Annotated in this window: 20 protein-coding genes; 6 read left to right on the top strand and 14 right to left on the bottom strand. The window is 73.1% G+C overall.

Features of this window, described 5'->3' with window-relative positions:
• Positions 1-153 precede the first annotated feature (153 nt).
• Positions 154-1,263 carry a hypothetical protein gene (locus ACFVSN_RS13525; protein WP_380444034.1) on the top strand — a complete coding sequence of 370 codons (1,110 nt, stop codon included), beginning with the start codon at positions 154-156 and terminating at the stop codon, positions 1,261-1,263.
• Positions 1,264-1,343: 80 nt separating this feature from the next.
• Here ACFVSN_RS13525 and ACFVSN_RS13520 read toward each other — a convergent pair whose 3' ends face one another.
• Together ACFVSN_RS13520 and ACFVSN_RS13515 are read right to left on the bottom strand one after the other, a co-directional pair.
• Positions 1,344-2,396 carry a trypsin-like serine peptidase gene (locus ACFVSN_RS13520; RefSeq protein ID WP_387955081.1) on the bottom strand — a complete coding sequence of 351 codons (1,053 nt, stop codon included), beginning with the start codon at positions 2,394-2,396 and terminating at the stop codon, positions 1,344-1,346.
• Positions 2,397-2,444: 48 nt separating this feature from the next.
• Entirely contained in the window at positions 2,445-3,410 is a 966-nt protein-coding gene (locus tag ACFVSN_RS13515) for a trypsin-like serine peptidase (protein ID WP_387955079.1), read from the bottom strand.
• Between the two features lie 404 nt (positions 3,411-3,814).
• Between ACFVSN_RS13515 and ACFVSN_RS13510 the strand changes: the two genes are divergently transcribed.
• Together ACFVSN_RS13510 and ACFVSN_RS13505 are read left to right on the top strand one after the other, a co-directional pair.
• Positions 3,815-5,293: an insulinase family protein gene (locus ACFVSN_RS13510; protein WP_387955077.1), complete on the top strand. Its 1,479-nt coding sequence runs from the start codon at positions 3,815-3,817 to the stop codon at positions 5,291-5,293.
• A 50-nt stretch (positions 5,294-5,343) separates the two neighbouring features.
• Positions 5,344-5,919, top strand: coding sequence for a hypothetical protein (locus tag ACFVSN_RS13505; RefSeq protein ID WP_387594007.1), 576 nt, complete (start codon positions 5,344-5,346; stop codon positions 5,917-5,919).
• Between the two features lie 25 nt (positions 5,920-5,944).
• Here the strand turns inward: ACFVSN_RS13505 and ACFVSN_RS13500 are convergent, their stop codons facing one another.
• The 7 genes from ACFVSN_RS13500 to ACFVSN_RS13470 form a co-directional block, all read right to left on the bottom strand.
• Positions 5,945-6,844 (bottom strand): Gfo/Idh/MocA family protein, encoded by a 900-nt coding sequence (locus ACFVSN_RS13500; protein ID WP_387955075.1) that lies wholly within the window; start codon positions 6,842-6,844, stop codon positions 5,945-5,947.
• Between the two features lie 26 nt (positions 6,845-6,870).
• Positions 6,871-7,539 (bottom strand): O-methyltransferase, encoded by a 669-nt coding sequence (locus ACFVSN_RS13495; protein ID WP_380448784.1) that lies wholly within the window; start codon positions 7,537-7,539, stop codon positions 6,871-6,873.
• A gap of 110 nt (positions 7,540-7,649) precedes the next feature.
• Positions 7,650-8,312, bottom strand: coding sequence for a DedA family protein (locus tag ACFVSN_RS13490; RefSeq protein WP_380494913.1), 663 nt, complete (start codon positions 8,310-8,312; stop codon positions 7,650-7,652).
• A gap of 163 nt (positions 8,313-8,475) precedes the next feature.
• Positions 8,476-9,336, bottom strand: coding sequence for a class I SAM-dependent methyltransferase (locus ACFVSN_RS13485; protein WP_387594012.1), 861 nt, complete (start codon positions 9,334-9,336; stop codon positions 8,476-8,478).
• A gap of 118 nt (positions 9,337-9,454) precedes the next feature.
• Positions 9,455-10,249, bottom strand: a complete 795-nt coding sequence (locus ACFVSN_RS13480) for a spermidine synthase (RefSeq protein ID WP_387594040.1) — start codon at positions 10,247-10,249, stop codon at positions 9,455-9,457.
• 53 nt (positions 10,250-10,302) lie between these two features.
• Complete coding sequence (locus ACFVSN_RS13475) at positions 10,303-11,274, bottom strand: alpha/beta hydrolase (protein ID WP_380446938.1); 972 nt, start codon at positions 11,272-11,274, stop codon at positions 10,303-10,305.
• A gap of 118 nt (positions 11,275-11,392) precedes the next feature.
• Positions 11,393-14,374 (bottom strand): tetratricopeptide repeat protein, encoded by a 2,982-nt coding sequence (locus tag ACFVSN_RS13470; protein WP_387955072.1) that lies wholly within the window; start codon positions 14,372-14,374, stop codon positions 11,393-11,395.
• A gap of 210 nt (positions 14,375-14,584) precedes the next feature.
• Between ACFVSN_RS13470 and ACFVSN_RS13465 the strand changes: the two genes are divergently transcribed.
• Positions 14,585-16,009, top strand: coding sequence for a selenium-binding protein SBP56-related protein (locus ACFVSN_RS13465; RefSeq protein WP_380494919.1), 1,425 nt, complete (start codon positions 14,585-14,587; stop codon positions 16,007-16,009).
• On the opposite strand, the gene ACFVSN_RS13460 is transcribed toward ACFVSN_RS13465, so the two are convergent.
• Both ACFVSN_RS13460 and ACFVSN_RS13455 read right to left on the bottom strand, forming a co-directional pair.
• Entirely contained in the window at positions 16,000-16,263 is a 264-nt protein-coding gene (locus tag ACFVSN_RS13460; protein ID WP_387955070.1) for a hypothetical protein, read from the bottom strand. The genes ACFVSN_RS13465 and ACFVSN_RS13460 overlap by 10 nt on opposite strands.
• 82 nt (positions 16,264-16,345) lie before the next feature.
• The gene (locus tag ACFVSN_RS13455; protein ID WP_380446929.1) at positions 16,346-17,302 is read right to left on the bottom strand and encodes a helix-turn-helix transcriptional regulator; all 957 of its coding nucleotides are present in this window, start codon (positions 17,300-17,302) and stop codon (positions 16,346-16,348) included.
• Between the two features lie 159 nt (positions 17,303-17,461).
• Between ACFVSN_RS13455 and ACFVSN_RS13450 the strand changes: the two genes are divergently transcribed.
• Positions 17,462-18,547, top strand: coding sequence for an NAD(P)-dependent alcohol dehydrogenase (locus tag ACFVSN_RS13450; protein WP_380446926.1), 1,086 nt, complete (start codon positions 17,462-17,464; stop codon positions 18,545-18,547).
• A 116-nt stretch (positions 18,548-18,663) separates the two neighbouring features.
• Here the strand turns inward: ACFVSN_RS13450 and ACFVSN_RS13445 are convergent, their stop codons facing one another.
• The 3 genes from ACFVSN_RS13445 to ACFVSN_RS13435 all read right to left on the bottom strand — a co-directional run bounded on the left by ACFVSN_RS13445 (position 18,664) and on the right by ACFVSN_RS13435 (position 20,893).
• Positions 18,664-19,137: a DUF6114 domain-containing protein gene (locus ACFVSN_RS13445; RefSeq protein ID WP_387955068.1), complete on the bottom strand. Its 474-nt coding sequence runs from the start codon at positions 19,135-19,137 to the stop codon at positions 18,664-18,666.
• A 122-nt stretch (positions 19,138-19,259) separates the two neighbouring features.
• Complete coding sequence (locus tag ACFVSN_RS13440) at positions 19,260-19,910, bottom strand: DUF6230 family protein (RefSeq protein WP_380446922.1); 651 nt, start codon at positions 19,908-19,910, stop codon at positions 19,260-19,262.
• A gap of 251 nt (positions 19,911-20,161) precedes the next feature.
• The gene (locus ACFVSN_RS13435) at positions 20,162-20,893 is read right to left on the bottom strand and encodes a TetR/AcrR family transcriptional regulator (RefSeq protein ID WP_387594020.1); all 732 of its coding nucleotides are present in this window, start codon (positions 20,891-20,893) and stop codon (positions 20,162-20,164) included.
• A gap of 361 nt (positions 20,894-21,254) precedes the next feature.
• On the opposite strand from ACFVSN_RS13435, the gene ACFVSN_RS13430 reads away from it, so the two are divergent.
• The gene (locus ACFVSN_RS13430; RefSeq protein ID WP_380446918.1) at positions 21,255-21,926 is read left to right on the top strand and encodes a Tat pathway signal sequence domain protein; all 672 of its coding nucleotides are present in this window, start codon (positions 21,255-21,257) and stop codon (positions 21,924-21,926) included.
• Positions 21,927-22,084 lie beyond the last annotated feature (158 nt).

Here is a 22,084-nt window from a genome sequence, read left to right as displayed (position 1 = left end):
CGCCAGGACGCCACCAAATCGGTGTGATCATGTTCATACCGCACACGACCGCTCGCGTTGAACCACCGCCGAGCCACCGCCGTACCCGGCGCCGAACCGCCACCGTCGGCGCCCCGCGCCGCGCCTGACCTGGACGACCGCCAGAATGACCCCATGAGGTTGATCCACACCGTGGCCGGCGTGCTCGTGCTCCTGCTCGTCATCGGCAGCATCCTGCGCACGCTCGTCGTACCCCGCGGCCTGTACTCGGCGCTCGTCTTCCGGCTCTGGGCCGCGCTCCGGCTGCTGCTGCGCGTCTGGGCCGCGCCCTTCGGCACCTACCGGGCGCAGGACCGGGCACTGACCTGGCTCGCGCCGCTCGTGCTGCTGGGCATGCTCGGGGTGTGGCTCAGCGGGATGCTGCTCGCGTACACGCTGCTGCTGCACGGCACGTCGGAGCTCGACTGGTCGGTCTCGTTCCGCGAGGCCGGATCCAGCCTCTTCACACTCGGCTTCGCCAGCGGCGACCGCCTGCACCTGTCCGTGATCGACTTCATGGCCGCCTCCAGCGGCCCGCTCGTCATCGCGCTGCAGATCGCCTACCTGCCCACCCTCTACGCCGCCTACCAGCGGCGCGAGACCGAGGTGACGCTGCTCCAGTCCCGGGCCGGCGAGCCCGCGTGGGGCCCGGAGCTGCTGGCCCGGCAGTCCCTCGTCGACACCGAGACGGCCCTGCCGCAGCTCTACCGGGACTGGGAGCGGCTGGCCGCCGACATCGGCGAGAGCCACTCCAACTACCCGGTGCTGCTCTCCTTCCGCTCCCCGCAGCCCAACCGCAGCTGGGTCGTCGGCCTGATCGCCGTCATGGACGCCGCCGCCCTCCACCTCGCCCTGTGCCCGCGCTCCGCCCCGCCCGAGGCCCGCCTGGTGATCCGCGCCGGCTTCACCGCGATGCGCGACATCGCGCGCGCCCTGCGCGTCGACTTCGACGCCGACCCGGACCCGGCCACCCCGATCCGCCTCACCTACGCCGAGTACATCGGCGCCGTCGCGATGATCACCGCCGCCGGGTTCACCCGCGAGCGGCCGGTCGAGGACGCCTGGCGCCACTTCAACGGCTGGCGCGTCAACTACGAGGCCCTCGCCTACGAACTCGCCCGGCGCAGCGACGCCGTCCCCGCCCTGTGGTCCGGCCCCCGCGACTTCCGCGCCCCCGTCATCCCCCCGACCCGGCCCGCCGACCGCCGCCCCGACCAGGCCGGGCCCGGCCTGCCCCCGGCCTGACGGCGGCTCGCCGGCCGCGTCGAGAAGGTGCCCTGCCCGGCCGGGCGGCGAAGCCGGCCGGGCAGGGGTGGGCCAGGAGGTCAGGCCTGGCGGGTCTGCGCCCAGGTGTAGAGGTGGCGGGCACTGTCACCGAAGCGCGTGGCGTAGAGCGTGTTGGTCTGCCCGCCCGCGAGGTCCTCGCTGGTGGTGGTGACGCCGACGACGGTGCCGACGCCGGTGCGCGTGTCGAAGCGGGTCAGGTGCGGGCCGCCGCTCGCTCCGTGGGACATGTCGCAGGACTCGCCCCACAGGAGGGGGGCCTTGGGGCCGGGGCGGGCCGGTCCGGCGCAGTGGATCATCCGGGATCCGGCGTACTTGGCGGCGGGGTTGTTGAGCCGGTCCTTCGGGTACCCGAAGGTGTGGATGAACTCCCCCTCGACGGGCCTGGTGAACGCGATCCGCTGGGCTCCGGTGACGTCCGCGATGCGCCGCCCCTCGGCCGAGGGGTTCGCCACCAGGACTCCCGTGTCGTGGCCGGCCACGGCGACGTCGCTCGACGTCGTCGTGGCCGGGTCGGCGTCCCAGCGGGCGGAGGTGGCCATGCTCCTGATGCTGAAGCCGCCGAGCGGCTTGGTGCCGTTGCGGTAGCCGGGCACGAAGTAGACGTTGTGCCGCCAGGTGCCGTCGGCGGCGGAGGGGCCGACGCCCCGCAGGCAGTGCGCCGCCGTGACGACGGTGCTGCGGTTGGCGCTCTCGACGACCGTCGCCGTGCAGCTGCCGTCGTAACCGTCGGAGAAGGTGAAGAAGAGCCGCCCGACGCTCTCGTTCACCGCCCCGCCGTGCGTCCAGGTCGCCCCGGGGTCCGGCGTGTTCGGGGGAAGCGGCAGCGGATCGTCGGGCGTGTTGTCGTCCTCGGGCACGGGGGTGATCTCGGGGACCACCGCGCCCGCCAGCTTCATCCGGGCCGGGGTCCAGTAGGCGTCGATCCGGCTGCGCTCCTGGTCGGTCGTGGCTCCGGCGTGCGTCGCGATGGGCTCCGGTTCCGCGGCGTGGGCGGCGGCCGGCAGCAGGACGGCCGCCGCCGTGGCCGCGCTCAGCAGGAGGGCTCCCGCGGCGGCGAGGTTGCGGGGGAATGCTCGGTGTTCGGCTGACATCGTTGCCATTCTCGGTAGGGTCCGGTTCGTTTCGGGGGACGGTCGCGATCAGGCGACGGGTGCGGCTTCGGCGGCCCGGTACAGCGGCTCCGTGATCGCGGAGGTGAACTGCGGACCGACGAGGTGCCGGGTGCAGGAGGCGGTGCCGCGCTCGCACACCCGGCCCGAGGAGTCGAAGAAGGCGCCCTGGGTGTTGTCGCCCACGACGGTGCCGATCCCCGAGGACGGGTCGAAGTCGGCGACGCGGGGACCGCCGCTGGAGCCGCCGCCCATCACGCAAGGGGCGCCCCACTCGCCCCGGGGCTCCGGGTGCTCCTTGGTACCGGGGTACTCACGGGTCCGTCCCGCGCAGTGGGCGAGCCTGGCCCCGGTGAACTCGGGCAGACCCGCGCGCGAGGGGTCGCCCGAGGCCTCGCGCGGGTAGCCGAAGTGGTGGACCGACGCGTTGCCCGGCCGGTCGAAGCCGATGCGCTGTGCGGCACCGACGGCGTCCTGCACGCGCTCGCCCGCGGCGTTGCCGTTCAGGACCAGGAACGCCTGGTCGTACGCGTCGAACTTCAGGCCGTTCTGCTGGTCGTTGAGGAGCCAGGTGGCATCGGCGACCCCGGCGCGCGCGACGAACCTGCCGTACGGCGCGAGGCCGTCGTGGTAGCCCGGGACGAACATCTCGTTCGACAGCCACTCGTCGTTCTCACCGAGGAGGTCGGTGCTGTTGACGCAGTGCGCCGCCGTGACGACGGTGCTGCGGTTGGCGCTGTTCACGACGGTCGCGGTGCAGCTCTCGTCCTCACCGTGGTTGGTGAAGAAGAGCCTGCCCACCGTCCCGCTCAGGGTGGCGGTACCGGTCCACGGGGCTCCGTCGGGGCCGCTCCTGGGCGGGTTGCCGGACGACGGCTGGGTCAGGGCGGCGATCCGCGCCGGGGTCCAGTAGTCCAGGACGGCTTGCTGCTGCGCGGCCGTGACCGCCTCCGGATGGACGGCCACCCGGCTCGTGGCGGCCCCGTCCTCCGGCACCGCCCCTGCGGACGGGGCCAACGCGAGGCCGGCGGCCAACACGACTGCGGTCAGGGCGGCTTGGGTGCACGCTCGGCCGGGGGTCCGGCTGTGACGAAGGCGATTCCGGCAATCGGTATGTGACATGTGCGGCACTGTAGGGACGGGACATCAGGTTCTCGTCTGGACCGCGTTTCATCCCTTCATCGGTCACATCAGTTTCCTGTGACGACGTTTCATTCTCGTATCGGCGACCGGGGCCGTCCTCGTCCCCGCAAGCCCCGCCGGGCACCGGCCGGACGAGGTCCGGCAGCGGATCGATGTGCTTCACGAGGAGTCCCACGGCCCGCCGTGGGCCGCATCTCGCGAGCAGGCAAAATGGGGGTCATTACTGGGTAAAGAACTTCACCCCTTATGATCGCCGCGTGAATCACGAGGTCATCGACGGAATACCAGTCCTGTGGGCCCCCGCGCCCGGCCCGCTGGAGGCCGAGCTCATCTTCGGGTGCGGGGCGCGGGACGAGACGCTGCGCACGCTCGGGGTGGTCCACCTCGTGGAGCACCTGGCGATGAGCACGCTGCCGCGGCTCCACCACGACCACAACGCGTCCGTCGACCTCGAACTCACCCGGTTCACGTGCTCCGGGCAGCCCGAGCAGGTCGTGGACTACCTGGGCGGGGTGTGCGCCGCGCTGAGCGATCTGCCGCTGGACCGCATCGACCGGGAGGCCGGGGTCCTGGAGGCGGAGGACGGCCGGGTCGCCGTCCCCCAGACCGCCGAGCTGCTCTCGCACCGGTACGGCGTCCAGGGCCTCGGGCTCGCCGCCTACCGCGGGCCGGGCGCCGACCGGATCACCGTCGAGGCCGTCCAGGACACGCTGTTCCGGTACTTCCACGCCGGCAACGCCGTCCTCGTCCTCACCGGCCCGCCGCCCGCCGGGCTGCGCCTGCCGCTGCCCGCCGGCGCGCGGCCCGACCGCGCCGGAGCCCGGCCCGCGCTGCTCAGCGGCCGGTCCTGGCGCCAGGAGGACGTCCCCGGGCCCGGCATCGCGCTGCACGGCGCACTGGCGGACGCCGCCCTCATGGCGGCCGTCGCCGTGTTCGCGCAGCGCCTGCGGGACAGCGCCCGGCACGCCTTGGGCCTCACCTACGACGTCGGCGGCAGCCTCGACAACGCCGGCGCGGCCACCGGCGAGCACACCGTGTACCTCGACGCCCGCGAGGGCCAGGAGCAGACCGTCAGCGAGCTGCTCTGGCACGAGGCGCTGCGGCTCGCCCGCGACGGCGTCACCGAGGCCGAACTCGCCGAGGAGCGCGAGGGCATGCGCGAGGTCTGGACCGACCCGCGCAACACGATCGCCGAACTCGGCCACGCCGCCGCCCGGTCGCTGTTCGGCGAGACCTACCGCGACGCGCCCGCGCGCCTCGACGCCCTCGCCGCCGTCACCCCCGACCGGGCCCGGCGCGCGTTCGCGGACGCGCTGCGCACCGCCCTGCTCGTCGTGCCCTGCGGCGTCGAGGTCTCCCCCGTCCTGCCCGACGGCACCCCGGTGCCCCGCCACCGCTGCACCCACCACACCGAACTGCCCGCCGACGGCGAGGTGTTCAAGCCCCCGCTGGCCGACCGGCTGCGCTACTCGGCGGCCCGCAAGACGCGGTTCGTCGTCAACCACGCCGGGGTGTGGGCGCGCGAACCCGACGGCGAGATCCACCACGTGCCGTTCGACGACATCGCGGCCGTCGAGGTGCGCGGTCCGGCCCGGATCGTGTACGGGCACAGCACCTGCTTCGTGCCCGTCGTCCCCGACCTGATCGGCGACATCAGCGCGGCCGCGCGGGCCATCGACGCCGCCGTCCCGGCACACCTCGTCTACCACGCGTCCGCGCTGCGCAGCGCCGACTGACGGCACCGACCGACCGGTCCCGACCCGACCATCACTTCCGAGGATCCACCGTGCCCACGTACGCCGCCATCACCTCCGCCCCCTCCGAACAGGTGCTCACCGCCCTCGCACGAGGCAAGCGCGGCGGCTACCTCTACCGGGGACCGCAGGGCACCGGCCTGCTGTTCGACCCGCCGAAGCCGCGCTTCGGCCGGATCAGCCGCAGCCGCATCATGGACCCGGCCTGGATGCTCGCCGTCGACTCCAAGACGACGGTGTGGCTGCTGGAGGACGCCGAGTGGGGCCTGTGCGTCACCGTCTGCTTCCCCGGCGGCGGGTACGAGAACATGGGCTGGGCCCGCGACTGGACCCCGCCGGCCGACCCGGCCGAGTACGCCGCCCACCGGACCGACTGGGACTCCTACTGCGGGAAGATCGCGCGCAAGGCCGGCCTCGCCGACCCGGCCGCGCTCGCCGCACTGCGCAACGACCCGGCGCCGGACGGCAGTCGGACCTCCGGGGAGGAGCTGATGCGCCGCCTGTGCGAGCTCGTCGGCGCGCCGACCGCGGTGATCGGCCAGTCCCTCGGCCTCCAGGCGGGGCCCGCCGGGCGGGACTTCGTCCGCTTCGAGGCCAAGGGCCGGTAGGCCGAGGGACGCTGGCCCGCCGGGATCACACCTCGACGGGCGCCGACGACTCCAGCGAGCGCTCGGCGGCCGCGAGGATCTCCACCACGCGCAGCCCGAACTCCGCGCCGCACGCGTGCGGTTCGCCCGTGCGCGCGGAGTCCCGGAGGGCGTCCAGGGCGCGGTGCAGGGCCGCGATCGGGCCCTCGCCGCGCTCCGGCAGGTGGGCCACGCCGTGCTCCCCGCGGATCTCCATGCCCGTGCCGCCGGCCGCGACCGGCGCCGTCAGGCTGAGCGCCAGCGTGCTGGACGCGCCGCCCGCGTGGCGCAGCACCAGGTGGATCGTGTCGAGCGGGCCGGCCACGGCCGTCACCCGCGTCGCATCGCCGAGCACCGGCAGCAGCACGGACAGCGCGTGCGGGCCGACGTCCCACAGCGCGCCCTTCTCCTGCCGCCACGGCGACGCCGCGTACGGGCTGCCGCTGCCGGGGGCGAACACCGAGCCGAGCCAGTCCGATCGGCCGGTGAACCAGCCGCCCAGGGCGGCCTGTTGCTCGATCCACGGGATCTGGTCACCGCCGAAGCGGACGGTGAAGAACACGACGGACGCGACGCGGTGCCGCTCGACGGCCCCGGCGACGCGCCGCGCGTCCGGGACGGTCAGCGCGACCGGCTTGTCGAGCAGCAGGTGGCAGCCGGCCTCGGCGGCGCGCACCGCGAGGTCGGCCTGGACGGTCGGCGGCAACGCGATCGAGACCGCGTCCACCTCGGCGAGCAGCTTGTCGAGGTCCGCGTACCCGGGCACGCCGTGCGCCGCGCCGAGCGCCGTGGCGGCGTCGGGACGGCGTCCCCACACGCCCGCGAACTCCAGCCCGGGGTGGTCGGCGAGGACGGGCGCGTGCACGCGCTCCGCCCAGGGGCCGGTGCCCAGCAGTCCGATCCGCACAGGGTCCTCCAAGGTGTTGCGGTGGTTCAGTTCTGCACGCGCGCCAGCGTGAAGCCGTCGTAGCCCTTGCTGCCGACGGTCTGCACGGACGTCGCGGTGACGCGCGGCTCGGCCGCGATCACGTCGTGCAGCCTACGCGTGGCGACGACGGCGGGGTCGGTGCCGGCCGCGTCCGCGACGGCGCCGCCGCGGACCACGTTGTCGACCACAATCAGCGAGCCCGGCCTGGTCAGCTTGAGCGCCCACGCGAAGTACGCGGGGTTGTTGACCTTGTCTGCGTCGATGAAGACGAGGTCGAAGGGCTCGCCGCCCTCCGCGCCGATCACGGCCAGCGAGTCGAGGGCGCTGCCGAGCCGCACCTCGGCCACCTTGTCCAGCCCGGCGCGGGCGAGGTTCCCGCGGGCGACCTCGGCGTGCTTCGGGTCGATCTCCAGGGTGATCAGCGTGCCGTCGGCCGGCAGGGCGCGCGCCAGCCAGATCGCGCTGTAGCCGCCGAGCGTGCCGACCTCCAGGATCCGCCGGGCCCCGACCGTCAGCGCCAGCAGGTGCAGCAGCTTGCCCTGATTGGGGGCGACGGCGATGTGCGGCAGGCCCGCCGCGTCGGCGGCGGCGGACGCGGCCTCCAGGACGGGGTCGTGGCCGACCAGCGTGTCCGAGAAGTACGCGTCCACGGCGTCCCAGGTCGGCTGCGTCATCGGGGCCTCCAGTGCTCGGTGCGGTGCGGGCGGTGCCTTCGGTGCGGGCTGTGCGTGATCACACGCTACTCCGCACCGCCGCCGACGCAGGTGACCCCGCGGCCCGAACGTCAGTCCGCCACCGGCTCCTTGACGCTCTCCGATGCCGCCGCCTCCGCCGCCTCGTGCGCGGCGTGCGCCTTCGCGGCGCGCCGCTTCATGAACCACGCCGAGCCGGCGCCCACGACGACGGCCGCCGCCAGCCCGGCCCACGAGAAGCGCGACAGCCACGGCTCGATGCTCTTGCCGACCTTGTAGACCAGCAGCGTCGTGCCGCCGGCCCAGACCACGCCACCGAGCACGTTCGCGATCAGGAACTTCCAGTACGGCATCTTCAGCGCGCCCGCCAGCGGCCCCGCGAAGATGCGCAGCAGCGCGATGAAGCGGCCGAAGAAGACCGCCCACATGCCCCAGCGCTGGAACGACCGCTCGGCGGTGGCCAGGTGGGAGGGCCCGAAGTGCTTGGGGAACTTGCGGCCGAGCTTCTCGAAGAGCGGCTTGCCGCCCTTGCGCCCGATCGAGTAGCCGATCGAGTCGCCGATGATCGCGCCCGCGATCGCCACGCCGGCGATGCCCCACGGGCTCACGACGCCCTTGACAGCCATCAGCGTCGCCGTGACCAGCGCGATCTCGCCGGGCAGCGGGATGCCCAGCGACTCCAGACCGATGATCAAGCCCACGAGGCCGTACACGGCCCCCGGGGGGACGCTCTCGATCCAGGCGTCGATGTGCAAGGCCAGTACCTCCGTGGCAGGTCGGTGCGGGCGCGCCCCTGTGCGGTGCGCCCGTCCCGGCGGTCTTCCGATGGCGGCACGCGGGCCGCTCCCCCTCTGACCAGGCAGCCTAACGTGCCGGCCGGCCGTGTTCTCCCCGCCGATCGCCTGGTCTTACCTGGTCTTACGACGTACGGGCCGCGGCGGAGGTTCCGCTACCTTCGGCCGATTCCCTCTTTTTGGCAAAGCGCAGTGCGACCACGGACGGCCTGCCGTTCACACGGGCCGCGAGGGGCAGCAGCGCCCGGACGATCCCGCGCCCGCCCTCCGGGTACACCTCGCGGACGTCCGTCACCGCCGGGTGGGCGGTGGCGAGCTTCCCGCGCTCGCCCGCGTCCATGCCGAACGGCATGGCCGGCGCCTTGTAGTACTTGTCCCGCAGCTTCCCCTGGACGGCCCGCGCGCTGAACCAGCGCGGCACCGCGTCGAGGACGAAGGTCGCGCCGGGGAAGCGCTCGGCGCAGGCCGCGATCAGCCCGCGGACCTCGGGCGGGCGCAGGTACATCAGCAGGCCCTGGGTGCTGATGAGCACCCCCTGCGCCGGGTCCACCTCGTCCATCCAGCGCGGGTCCGTGGCGGAGCACACGACGATGCGGTGGCGCGCGTCCGGCGGGAGCAGGCGCTCGCGCAGCGCGGCCGTCTCCGGCAGGTCGACGGAGATCCAGCGGGCGCGCCCGTTGTCGACCCGCCAGGCCTGCGTCTCCAGGCCCTCGCCCAGGCAGACGACGGTGCCGCGCGGGTTGCGGGCGAGGAAGTCCGCCACCTCGCGGTCGAAGCACGCCGCCCGCAGCGCCTGGAGCTGCGCGACCGCCGCCCGGCGCCCGAACCGCTCCTCGAACGGGAAGTCGATCCGCCCGACGAGCTCGACCGCCTTCGGGTCGTGCAGGACCGCGTCCGGCCGCCGGGCCTCCACCGCCCGGTGCCACAGCGTCCACAGCGCCGTCTCCGGCACCTCCCCCAAGTCCGGCCGCTCCACGCCGCCCATCGCCCTCTCCCTCCGCCGTCCACCCGAGCACCCGCTCGAACCCGCCGATTCTCACACCCCGGGACGACGGCCGCGCGAGCCGACGCGCGGCCGGGCCCACCGGAAGGGGCCAGCCGCCTCAGCCGACGCTGAAGGCGCCGTCCGGGGGTGGCGGGGAGTCGGTGGCGTCGGCGTCCGTCACCGGGGGTGTGCGGCCGACCAGGGTGGCGAGGTCGGTGCCGTCCGTCAGGCGGGCCGGGAAGATGTCGGCGGCCAGGGCGCGGGAGAGGTCCGCGACCGGGAGCGGGGCGGTCGAGCCGGCCAGCAGGATGTTGCCGTAGCGGCGGCCGCGCAGCACCGGGGCCTCGGCGATCAGGCAGACCTCGGGGAACACCGCTCGCACGGTCGCGGCCTGGGCGCGGGCGAAGGCCAGCGGCGGGCCGTCGGCGAGGTTCGCGGCGTAGCAGCCGCCGGGGCGCAGCGCGGCGGCTGCCAGGCGCAGGAACTCCACCGACGTCAGGTGCGCGGGCGTGCGGGAACCGTGGAAGACGTCGGCGACGACGAGGTCCAGCGATCCGGCGGGTACGGCGGCCAGGGCGGTGCGGGCGTCGCCGACCGTCGCCGTGATGTCGACGCCGGGCCCCTGCCACGGCAGGTGCTCCTCGACCAGGGCGAGCAGGGGGCCGTCCACCTCGACGACCTGCTGCCGCGACCCGGGCCGGGTCGCGGCGACGTACCGGGGCACGGTGAGCGCCCCGCCGCCGAGGTGGAGCACGTCGAGGGGACGCCCGGCGGGGGCGAGCGCGTCGGCGAGGTGGCCGAGGCGGCGGGTGTACTCGAACTCCAGGTGCGTGGGGTCGGCGAGGTCGACGTACGACTGCGGCGTGCCGTCGAGGGTGAGCAGCCAGCCGCCGTCGCGGTCGATGTCCGGCATGAGCTTGGCGAACCCGAGGTCGGTGGGCCGCCCGACCGGCACCGGCTCGTCGGTCACGCGGGCTCCCCGACCGGCACGGCCGGCAGGTAGGCGTCGAGCCAGCGGTCGAGCTCGGCGAAGACCTGCGTGCGGGCGCTCTCGCCGGACAGGACGAGGTCGTGCATGCCGCCCTCGATCCGGACGATGGTGACGTGCCGGCCGAGGTGCGGGCCCTGGGCGGCGATGTCGTCGGCGCGCAGGACGCCGTCGGCGTGGTGCAGGGCGTTGTGCCACTTGGTGGTGGAGATCGACGCGGTGGAGGCCATGAGCAGCACCGGCACGTCGATGCCGAGCCCGCGCCGCACCCGCCGGTGCCCCTGGTGGATGGCCGCGAGCCAGCCGGCGAACAGCGGGAAGCCCTCGGGCCGCTTGAGCCGGAGGTCGAAGTCCCACTCGCCGCGGTGGTCCTTGTGGAGGCTGTGCGTGTAGTGCGGGTTCAGCCCGGAGGGCAACACCCGCGTCGGCGCGACCCGGGCGATGGCCGAGACGGCCGGGCCGCCGAAGGTCACGGCGGCGGCCGAGGCCGGCATGGACAGGAAGGGGCTGTTCAGGAACAGCCCGTCGATCAGGCCCCGCCCGGAGCGCCGTCCGGCCCACAGCGCCCCGATCAGGCCGCCGGTGGAGTGCCCGTTCAGCAGCACCTGCCGGTGCCCGTCCGCCTCGCGGACGATCCGCACCGCCTCGTCGATCTCCTCGTCGTACTCGACGAGGTCGCGCACGAAGTTCGGCGACTGGTGCGGGCGCAGCGAGCGCCCGTACTTGCGCAGGTCGAGCGCGTAGAAGGAGAACCCGAGCGCGACGAAGTGGTCGGCGAGGTTGGTCTGGAAGAAGTAGTCGTTGTACCCGTGGACGTACAGCACGGCCTTCTCGGACCCCGGCACGAGCCGGCGCACGAGCGTCGCGCAGACCTCGCCCTCGTAGTCGCGCCGCAGCGGCAGCTCGACCGCCTCGTAAGGGGCACCCAGGATGTCTTCCCGAAACTCCATCGCTTCTCGCCGCACCTATCCGCACTCGGGCCCGCCGCAGCAGGTCTCCACCGTTCCCGAGCCCCGACGATACCGGCCGGTAGCCCCGCCCCGCGCGGCGGTGCCCACCCGGCGGGAATCAATCGGCGACCGTGTCCGGGCCGGACCCGTCGTCACCGTCGGCATCCAGCACCTGGCCACAGGTCTCGGCCCGCCGGAGCGCCGTCTCGGCCTCAGCCGTCTCGCCCACCCCGTGCAAGGCATCGCCGAGGCAGTACCAGGCCGCCGCCTCGCCGTCGGCCGAGCCGAGCCGCCGGAACAACACGAGAGCCTCGCGGGCCGCGTCCGCTGCTTCCTGGAACCCGCTCCGAGAACAGAGGGCATCTGCCTGACCGAGCAGTGCCACGGCCTCACCGTCCTCGTCACCGAGGTCCAGGTACAGCCGCCGGGCCCGCTGGAAGGCGTCGGCTGCGGCCTGATGATCACCTCCCTCACCGAAGTCCAGACCGAGTTTGTCCTGCAGCTTCGCCTCACCGTGGCGATCGCCCAGAGCCCGATGGATTTCGAGGGCCTGTTCGTGAGCGGCAATCGCCGCGCCGACGTGGCCTGCTTCCCGGAGCACGTCGCCGAGGTTGGTCAAGGACCGGCTCTCCGCCGGTCGGTCACCCACCTCCTGCACAGCACGCAGTGCCTCCTGGTGGGCCTGGATCGCCTCGCCCCGACGGCCTGCTTCCTCCAGCACGGCACCGAGGTTGTTCCACACCCCACCCTCACCGTGCCGGTCACCGCGCTCCTGGAACACGGCCAGTGCCGGCCGGAGTACGTCCTCGGCCTCCTCGAACCGGCCCAGTCCGTTCAGGGCCGCGCCGAGATTGCCGCAGGTACGGGCCCAATCGTGGCGGTCTCCTAGTTCCAGATGTATGGCCAGGGCCTTCTCGTGCGCATCCACCGCCTCTTCGAACCTCCGGACGGCCCCCAGGGCGAGCCCGAGGTTCCCCCACGACAGGGCTTCACCATGACGGTCTCCGAGTTCGCGGAACCCGATGCACGTCTTCTGGTGGATTGCGATCGCCTCCTCGAATCGGCCGGTCATCTGGAAGACCGCCCCGATCTCCTCCAACGCCGTCGCCTCGAGGTGGGGGTCCCCGAGATCTCTGGCGAGTCGGGCGGAATGCCGACCGGCCTCGACGGCCTCGTCGAAGCGACGAGTTTCCCCCATGGCCATGGCGAGGTTCGACCACACCGTCGCTTCCCCGTCCACGTCACCCAGTTCGCGATGGATGTCGCGGGCGCACTCGAGGATCTCGATGGCCTCGTCGAACCGCCGCATGTCCTGCAGGGTGGCCGCGATGTTGTTCAAGGTCCCGCCCTCACGACGGCGGTGGCCCAGCTCCCGATCGATGGCGAGGGCGTGCTGGTGGGCCGCGAGCGCCTCGTCGAAGCGCCGGACTTTGCGCAGAGAGTTGGCGAGGTTGCCCTGCGCGCTGGACTCGCCCCTGCGGTTACCGCACTGACGGAAGAGCTCGCCGGACCGTCCGAAGGCCTCTGCGGCTTCGTCGAAGCGACGGGCCTCGTGCAGTGCCAGACCGAAGTTGTTCCAGGCGGCAGCCTCGTCCGACGTGCTGTCGAGGGCACGAGCCGCATCCAGGGCCGCACGGGTGACCGTCAGACCGTCGTCCGTCCGGAACCTCCTGATCAGGTAGGAGCCCAGCGCCGGGGCCAGCTCCGTGACGAGCTCAGGATGATTCGTCGCCACCGCTGCCTGCACCGTCCCGACGAGGTTGGGACGTTCACGATCCATCCACGTGAGCGCATGCGAACGGTCGTGGAACACGCCGAGTTCAGGAGGACTGTCGGGCAGTGCCGTCACGGAGTCGTTGGCCGCACCCGCAGCGGCGACGTAGAACTCCAACAGGCGTCGCCGGGCTTGCCGGCTCGGCTCCGGATGCATCTGGGCCCGTTCGGCGGCGAACACGTGAACGAGGTCGTGCAGGTACCACCTGCCCCCCTCGGGGGTCTGTGAGACGAGGGCGGTACGAGCGAGTTGGGCGAGCATGATCCTGGTCTCACGAAGCGTCCGGCCCGCCAGGACCGCGGCCGCCACGGTGGAGATCTCGGGGCCGGGATTGAGCGCGAGCAGGCGGAACAGCTCGGCCTGCGAAACGGAGAGGCGCCGATGGGAACTGTCCAGAGTCAGCCGGATCCCGGTTTCCCCGTCCTGCAGCAGGTCCAGCCGGCCGGCCGAGTCCGTCAAGTCCTTCGCCAGCCAGCCGAGTTGCAGGTGCTGATCGACGATGAGCTGCGCGGCCGCAAGTCGCAGCGCCAAAGGCAGGTACCCACACAACTCCGCGACGAGCAGGGCACCATCGGGATCCGCAGCCACCCGGTCGTCATGCGGCCAGGCCGCTCTCACCTCCGACGCCATGAGATCCCGGGCCGCTTCGGGATCCAGCAGGCCGAGTCGAAGCACACGAGCGCCCAGCCCCGGGAGGATCTCCCGAGAGGTCACCAGCAGACGATGGCGAGCCGAAGCAGGCCGAAGAGGGATGACCTGCCGGGCGCTGGACACGTTGTCGGCGATGACGAGAACACCCGACTCGCTCCGGTCGAGTTCCGCCCGCAAGAACGCGGCACGCGCTTCGGTGTCGGGCGGGATGTTCTCCGCGGGGACGCCGAGCATCCGCAGCAGAGTGTCCAGCGCCTGTCCGGCCTCCATGCAGGTGTCGTCGTAGCCACGCATGTCCACGAAGAGCACTCCGCGGAACCAGCCCCGGTCCATGGCCGCACGGCCCGCCGCGATGGCGGCGGTCGTCTTGCCGATCCCGCCCAGCCCCGTGAGCATCAGCCCGGCGAAATCGCCGCCCGAGACCCCGTCGGGGGCCAGCGAAGCGAGGATGTCGTCGACGTCCCGGTCGCGGCCGGTGAACGCAACGGGCAGTGGCGGGAGCGGCGGCAGCGGCGATGCGGAAGTGCGGAGGACGCTTCCGGATCTGTGGTCATGGACGGTCACATGGGCGGTCCCCGCCTGGATCGTATGCCCGTGGAACGTCCCGCCGATGACCGCGTTCGATACCTTCGCACTCTTCGACCGCCTCTTGTCCGACTTGCGGCTCGACCCCACGCCACCCCACCCACTCGGATACAGGCCCGGTGCCCTGCACGGGCCTTGCCCCTCGCAGCGGGCCTTCCCCAGCGTACTGGCCGCGGGTGGGCGGGCGGCGCACCACCGGACCGCTCCCCGTGCGCCTGTGGTGCGCCGGTGGGGGTGTGGAACGCTACCCGGACGCGCGTCACTTCCCGTGACCGGCAGGCGAGTTGAGGGGGTCCGTAGATGGTGCAGCAGGACGAGGGTTCGACGGCCGGGCACACCGATCCGTCGTTGTACCGGTCGGCCGCGGAGGCGATGGCCGCGCCGGCCGAGACGCTGGCGTACGTCGCCGGGTTCGACCGGGCGGGGCGGCGGCCGGACGCGCTGCTGACGGTGGACGTCGACCCGGCGTCGGCGAGCTACGGGCGGGTGCTGAACTTCGCCGAACTGCCGACCCTCGGCGATGAGTTGCACCACTTCGGGTGGAACGCCTGCTCCAGCGCGCTCGCGCACGCCTGCCACGAGAACCCGGAGCGGCGCTACCTGCTGCTGCCCGGGCTGCGGTCGTCGCGGGTGCACGTGATGGACACCCGGCCCGATCCGGTGCGGCCGCGGCTGGTGAAGACGGTGGAGGCGCAGGAGCTGGCGGCCAGAGCCGGGTACTCGCGGCCGCACACGCTGCACTGCGGGCCGGGCGGGGTGTTCCTGTCCTGCCTCGGCGCCGGGGACGGGACGGACGGGCCGGGCGGGGTGGCGCTGCTCGACCACACCACCTTCGACGTGCTGCGCCCGTGGGAGACCGAGCGCGGGCCGCAGCACCTCGCGTACGACGTGTGGTGGCACCTCGGGACGAACGTCGGCATCACCAGCGAGTGGGGCACGCCGCGGATGGTCGAGGACGGGGTGGTGCCCGAGCTGCTGCTCGGGCGCAAGTACGGGCACGCCCTGCACTTCTGGGAGCTGGACTCGGGCCGCCACCTCCAGCGGGTCGACCTCGGCGACCAGTACCAGATGGTCCTGGAGCTGCGCCCGGCCCACGACCCGCAGGCGGAGTGGGGCTTCGCGGGCGTCGTCGCGAACGTCGAGGACCTCTCGTCCTCCGTCTGGCTCTGGTACCGGGACGGGCCGGCGTTCACCGCGCGCAAGGTGATCGACATCCCGGCCGAGCCGGCCAAGACCGAGGACCTGCCGCCCGCGCTCCAGCCGTTCGGCGCGGTGCCGCCGCTGGTCACCGACATCAACCTGTCGGTGGACGACCGCTGGCTGTACGTGTCGGCGTGGGGCACCGGCGAGATCTTCCAGTTCGACGTGTCGGACCCGTTCCACCCCCGGAGGACCGCCTCGGTGCGCCTGGGCGGGGTCACCGCCCGCACCCCGCACCCGGCCGAGCCGCTGCGGCCGCTGAGCGGGGCGCCGCAGATGGTCGAGATCAGCCGGGACGGGCGGCGGCTCTACCTCACCAACTCGCTGTACGGCGCGTGGGACGACCAGTTCTACCCGGACGGCATCGAGCCGTGGATCGTCAAGCTGGACGCGGACACCGAGGCGGGCGGGCTCACCGTGGACGAGCGGTTCTTCCCGCACGGCGAGGAGTTCCGCGGGCTGCGGGTGCACCAGACGCACCTCGCGGGCGGCGACGCCTCGTCGGACTCGTACTGCTACCGGTAGCCCCTCCAGCGGTGGCCGCCGCCCGGGGCCGGGAGGAGGTCACGGCCGCCGCCGGCCGGCGGAAGGGCGCCGCGCGGCGGGCCGAGGCGGATCAGGCGCTGGTCGGCGGCGCCGTCGTACCCGTAGGCCTCGGCGTTCGGTTCGAACGGCTCCGAGGGGATGAGGAGTTGACGCCGGAGGAGCATCGCGTGGTGGCGCGCGATCAGCCGGTCGTACTCGGCGGTGGTGGTCGTGGGGCTGCTGCTGATCTCCATAACCAGCCCAGTCAACGGCCTGCCCCGGCCCGGCCGGAAGGGCCGATGGCCCCGGGGGCACCCGGGACCATCGGACCGGACGTCAGCCCTTGGGTTCCGACGTGCGGCTCTCGGCGACCGGCCGGGGCTCCCCCTCGGCCTTCGCCGCGAGATCCTTGGCCGCGAGCTCCTTCGCTGTGAGCTCCTTCGCTGCAAGCTCCGTCGCCGCCCAACTCGCCAGCAGCCGCAGAGATTCGGCCGACGCGGAGCCGGGCTCGGCGTGGTAGGTGACGAGGACCTGGTCGGAGTCGTCGCCGGCCGGGCGCAGCGTCTCGTACTGGAGGCTGAGCCGGCCGACCACCGGGTGGTGCAGTTCCTTGGTGCCGTGACCCTTGTCCTGCACCCGGTACGCGGCCCACATGCGGCGGAACTCCTCGCTCTTGAGGGAGAGTTCGCCGATCAGGGAGGCCAGGCGCGGGTCGTCCGGGTCGCGCCCGGCGTCCAGGCGCAGGATGCCGACGACGTCGCTGGCCTTGCCCTCCCAGTTCAGGTACAGCTCGCGGGCGGCCGGATCGAGGAAGACGTGCCAGGCCATGTTGCGCTGCTCCGGCGGCATGGCGCCGAAGTCGCCGAGCAGGGCGGTGCCGAGCCGGTTCCAGGCGACGATGTCGAGCCGCCGCCCGAGGACGTACGCGGGCACGCCCTCCATCGCGTCGAGCAGCTGCTGCAGCGCGGGCCTGACCTGCTGGATCCGGGCGGCGGCGCGGCCCGGGCGGCGGCGGGCGGGCTTGGTGAGCCGGCCGAGGTGCTCGCGCTCGGCCGGGCCGAGCCGCAGCGCACGGGCGATGGCGTCCAGGACGGCGGAGGAGACGCTCTCGCCGTGGCCCTGCTCCAGCCGCGTGTAGTACGCGGTGCTGACCCCGGCCAGCTGGGCCAGCTCCTCGCGGCGCAGCCCCGGCACCCGGCGACGGGTGCCGAGGTCGGGCAGGCCCACGTCCTCGGGCCGCAGCCGGGCGCGGCGGGATCGGAGGAACTCGCTGAGTTCGGTGCGCTGGTCCATGTCTGCAGTATGCGGGCGGGCAGCCGCTCCCGGGGGCGGGCGAGGGTGATACTGCCGTGCGTAGGTTGCGCGCTGCTACGTTCCGCTTCCCTACGTCGGGGTTGCGTACGTTGATCGTTGGTCTGGTTGGCCCGTACGGTCCGGCGCAGCCTTGAGGACATGACGAACACGGGCATCACGAACGACACGGCTCAGGCTCCCACCCGCACCGCCGCCGCCTACGCGGCGCTCACCGCGAACTCCCCGCTCCGGAAGACCACCGTCGAGCGCCGGGCGGTCGGCGAGCACGACATCGTGATCGACGTCCGGTTCTCCGGCATCTGCCACTCCGACATCCACCAGGTCGGCGAGGACTGGGGCACCGGCATCTTCCCGATGGTGCCGGGCCACGAGATCGCCGGCGTCGTGAGCGAGACCGGCCCCGGCGTCACGAAGTGGAAGGTCGGCGACCGCGTCGGCGTCGGCTGCTTCGTCGACTCCTGCCGCGAGTGCGACAACTGCACGTCCGGCCTGCAGCAGTACTGCACCGGCGGCGGCATGACCCCCACCTACAACGGCGTAGGCCGCGACGGCCGGCCCACGTACGGCGGGTACTCGACGGAGCTGGTCGTCGACGAGGGGTACGCGCTGCGCATCCCGGACAACCTGCCGCTCGACGCCGCGGCGCCGCTGCTGTGCGCGGGCATCACCCTGTACTCGCCGCTCACCCACTGGGGCGCGGGCCCGGGCAAGAAGGTCGCGATCGTCGGCCTCGGCGGGCTCGGCCACATGGGTGTCAAGATCGCCCACGCCCTGGGCGCGGACGTCACGGTGCTCAGCCAGTCGCTCCGCAAGCGCGAGGACGGCGTGAAGCTCGGGGCCGACGACTACCGGGCCACCTCCGACCCGGCCACCTTCACCGAGCTGGCGGGCCGCTTCGACCTGATCGTCAACACCGTCTCGGCCGACCTCGACCTCAGCGCCTACCTCGGACTGCTGCGCGTCGACGGCACCATGGTCCAGGTCGGCGCGCCGGAGAAGCCCGTCACGGTGAACGCGCACGCGCTGCTCACCGGCCGCCGCTCGCTGGCCGGCTCCATGATCGGCGGGCTGCCGGAGACCCAGGAGATGCTGGACTTCTGCGGCGAGCACGGCATCACCGCCGAGATCGAGCTGATCAGCGCCGACCGGATCAACGAGGCCTACGAGCGGGTACTGGCGAGCGACGTCCGCTACCGCTTCGTGATCGACGCCTCGACCATCTGAGCCCGGCCCGGCCACGGAGCGCGACCCCGCGACTCCGCAACCATCCGAGCCCGCCCCGGCCGCGGAACGCGACGCCCCGTCCTCGGTGCTCTCCCGACACCGAGGACGGGGCGCTGTCACGCCCCGGCCGGACCGGCCGCCTCACCGCTGCCCGCCGACCGCCGCTGCGCCCTGCGCCGCTCGCGCCGGGCCCGGCCGCGCCGCACCGGCTGGTCGGGCACCCACCCGAAGGTGACGCAGGCGCCGATCACGCCGAGCAGCATCCCGAAGAGGAAGCCGCCCATGTTGGACGTCAGCCAGCTGCCCAGCGACGCGAGCACGGCCATGAACGAGTAGAACAGCCGCTGCGCCGGGTTGAAGACGATCAGCACGCCGCAGAGCACCATCACCGCCGGCACGAGGTAGCCGGCGATCCCCTGCATCCCCATGTGCAGGACGACCGGCAGCGGCGCCCGCAGGGTGAAGAGGATCTCGGCGCCCCCGAGCGTCACCAGCAGGCCGCCCCAGAAGGGTCGCTGTCCCCGCCAGTCGCGCCTGACCGGCCGGGCGGGCGCGACGGCTGCCGCGACGCCGGCGGTCGGTGCGGGCACGGGGACCGGCGCAGGGACCGGCGCAGGGCCGGACCCGGCCGCGCTCGCCGCGGCGGGAGCGGGAGCCGTCCCCTCGGCTCCGCCCCCTCCGCCACGGGCGCTCGGCGGTGTGGGCTCCGTCATCAGCAGCCCTTCGAGCTGAAGCTCAGCTTCAGGTGCGGCAGCTTGAAGCTGGCTGCGGTGCTGGCGTAGTTGTGCTGGTTCACGTTCACCATGTCGATGGTGTCGGCCTGCTGGCCGAAGACGCCCGGCTTGCCCTGAACCCCGGCCTTGGTGTACTCGCTGGCGTCGCCGCCGATCTCGATGTTGGAGAACGAGGCGTCGCCGGACATCATGTCGGAGTCGCTGGTGAGGTTCTGAGCGGTGACCGGGGTTCCGGCGTCACCGGCGTGGATCACCAGGTTGATGCCGCCGAGGTCGACGCTCTGGCACAGGTTGGTGATCTGGGCCGTCTTGATCGCCGTCACCGCGACCAGCACCTGCCCGCCGGTGTGCCCCTGGTTCGGGCTGTTCTTGATCATGTGGTCGAGGCTCCCGAACTGCTCGAAGCCGTCGCCGTGGAGCGAGGTCGCGGTGATCGTGAACGGCATGCCGGAGATCGAGAACTGCGTGGCGAGCACGCCCTGCGCGGTGAGCGTCATCAGGACGCCGCCCGCGACGACGGCCGGGACGGCCATCAGGGCGGTCCGCTTGAGCCGGACGCGTCCTCTTCCGGGCCCGGCCGGAGTGTCGGGTGCCTCCGCCCCGGCGGCGGCTTCCTCGGACATGGCCATGTGCGCTCCCTGGAGTGGGTGGATTGGGCAGTCACTGGCACGTTGTCCTGGCGCGGACAGCGTTCCGCGGCCGGCCGGTCGGCCGCCCCTCGGCAGCGGGGCGGAACCGGTCGGACCGCGATTGGAGCAACCGTGAAGCTACTGCCCGGTATTCGCCCGGTCAATAGAAGTGCACGAAGGGATCTTCACCAAACGATCCAGCCCATGAAACACTTTGACCAAACGTCAAATGATCCGTCCCGTAACGGAATTCATGATTCCGCGGCCGAACCGTCGGCCTCCCGGCCGATACCGAGCCGCCGCGCCGCCTCGGCCGGACCGAGGAACGGGGCGAGACAGAACAGGCTCAACGCCGGGAGGAGCTGCGGCAGTTCGGCCGTCCGCCCGGAGTTCACCCGCCGGTAGACCGCGCTGTAGACGCCGCCCACCACCGCGTCCACCAGGGGCTCCACCGCCACGTCGCACGGGAGTTGGGGCACCTCGGCGAAGAACGCCCGGAACCGCTTGAGCAGCTGCTCGCGCTCCCGGCGACCGGCCGGGCCGACCGCCTCGATCTCGATCACCGCCATGGTCGCGAACGCCGGCACTCCGGCCAGCAGTTGGAGCATCGCGCCCAGGGCCTGCCGGATCCCGGCACACCAGTCCGGCTCGGCCGCGAAGGCCGCCGCCATCCGCCGGATCACCACGCCGGTGCCGAACCGGTGGGCGGCGAGGAAAGCGTCCTCCTTGCCGCTGAACAGCTCGTAGAACACCGGTCTGGTCACGCCCGCCGCCCGGCAGATGTCGCTCACCGTCGCGTGCTGGTAGCCGTGCTCGGCGACGGTGTGGACCAGCCCGTCCAGCAGCCGCTCGCGCTGGGTCGCGGCGACCACCGCCGGGGGCAGCCGGCTCGGGCCGCGCTTGATCGAACGGGCCGGGTCACGGCCGGTGCGCGCCCCCGGCAGCAGGATCACGTCGGCCCCCCGGACGGTATTCCGCTCCATCACCAACTCCTGTGTCCCGTCTTGACATTGATGCAACACCGGGTTTACAACACTGGCAGGTTTCCAACCGGTGGGCGAACGACCGCCGGAGAACCCGCCAGGGCCCGCCGGCGCCGACTGCGCCACCCGGGCCCGGGAGCACGGCGGACGCACGCACGGCGGTGGCAGCCGCCGGCCTGCACCCCACTGCACCGCGCACCTCCGCACCCCTTCCGCCGCACGGCGGGCCCGTGGCGCCGGGCCCGCCCCGGCGCGGCCCGCTGGGAGCCGCACCGCCGTGCCCCCGCACCTCCCCCGCCGTGCACGCCACCACACCCGCACGCGGGCACCCCCACCCGACTCCGTACGGAGAGGCACCTTCATGCGCATCCGCCGCACCCTCGGGGCTGCCGCCCTCGCCGCCCTCGCCCTCGCCGCCACCGCCGTCGCCCCTGCCCAGGCCGACGCCGCCGCGGTCCTCACCACCGGCAGCCTGGGCGGCCCGGCCGCCTCGGTGGGCGACGTCCTCAATGCCAGTCTCACCTCCGGCACCACCGCCAACTTCTACGACAGCGCCACCAGCACCAACGGCATCAGCTGCACCAGCTCCTCCTTCTCGGCGACCGTCAGCGCCAACCCGGCCGCGCCCGGAAACGCCGTCGAGTCCCTCAACACCCAGACCTTCGACGGCTGCAGCTCCAGCGTCCTCGGCGTCACGGGCGTGCAGAGCATCAGCGTCGACAACCTCGCCTACACCAACACCGTCGGCGACGGCACCGGCAGCCCGGTCACCCTCTCCCCGGGCGCGGCCGGCCCGATGCAGACCACGGTGGTGCTCAACACCATCCTCGGCAGCGTCACCTGCGTCTACCAGCAGGCGACCAGCATCTCCGGCACCACGTCCAACAGCGACAACAGCATCTCCTTCGCCGCCCAGCCCTTCAACCTCACCTCCGGCTCCGGCCTGTGCTTCCAGACCGGCTACTTCACCGCCGCCTACGGCCCGGTCACCGACACCTCCGTGGCGGGCAGCCCGCTGATCTACGTCAACTGACCCGAAACGCGAACGAAGCGGCGTGCGGCCACCCCCGGTGGGGGCGCCCCCCGCGGGGGGGGGTTGGGGGGGTTGTTTCGGTCCCCGGGGGGCGCGGCCGGCCGGTGCACCGGGGCCGCCCCGTGAGGGACGGGACGTCAGACGCTCTCGGGCTGCGG

The organism is Kitasatospora sp. NPDC057904 (assembly GCF_042887925.1).
In the GTDB taxonomy this organism is placed as follows: Bacteria; Actinomycetota; Actinomycetes; order Streptomycetales; family Streptomycetaceae; genus Kitasatospora.
Note: the sequence above shows the minus strand (reverse complement) of the source record. Positions and strands in the feature narration are given on the sequence as shown.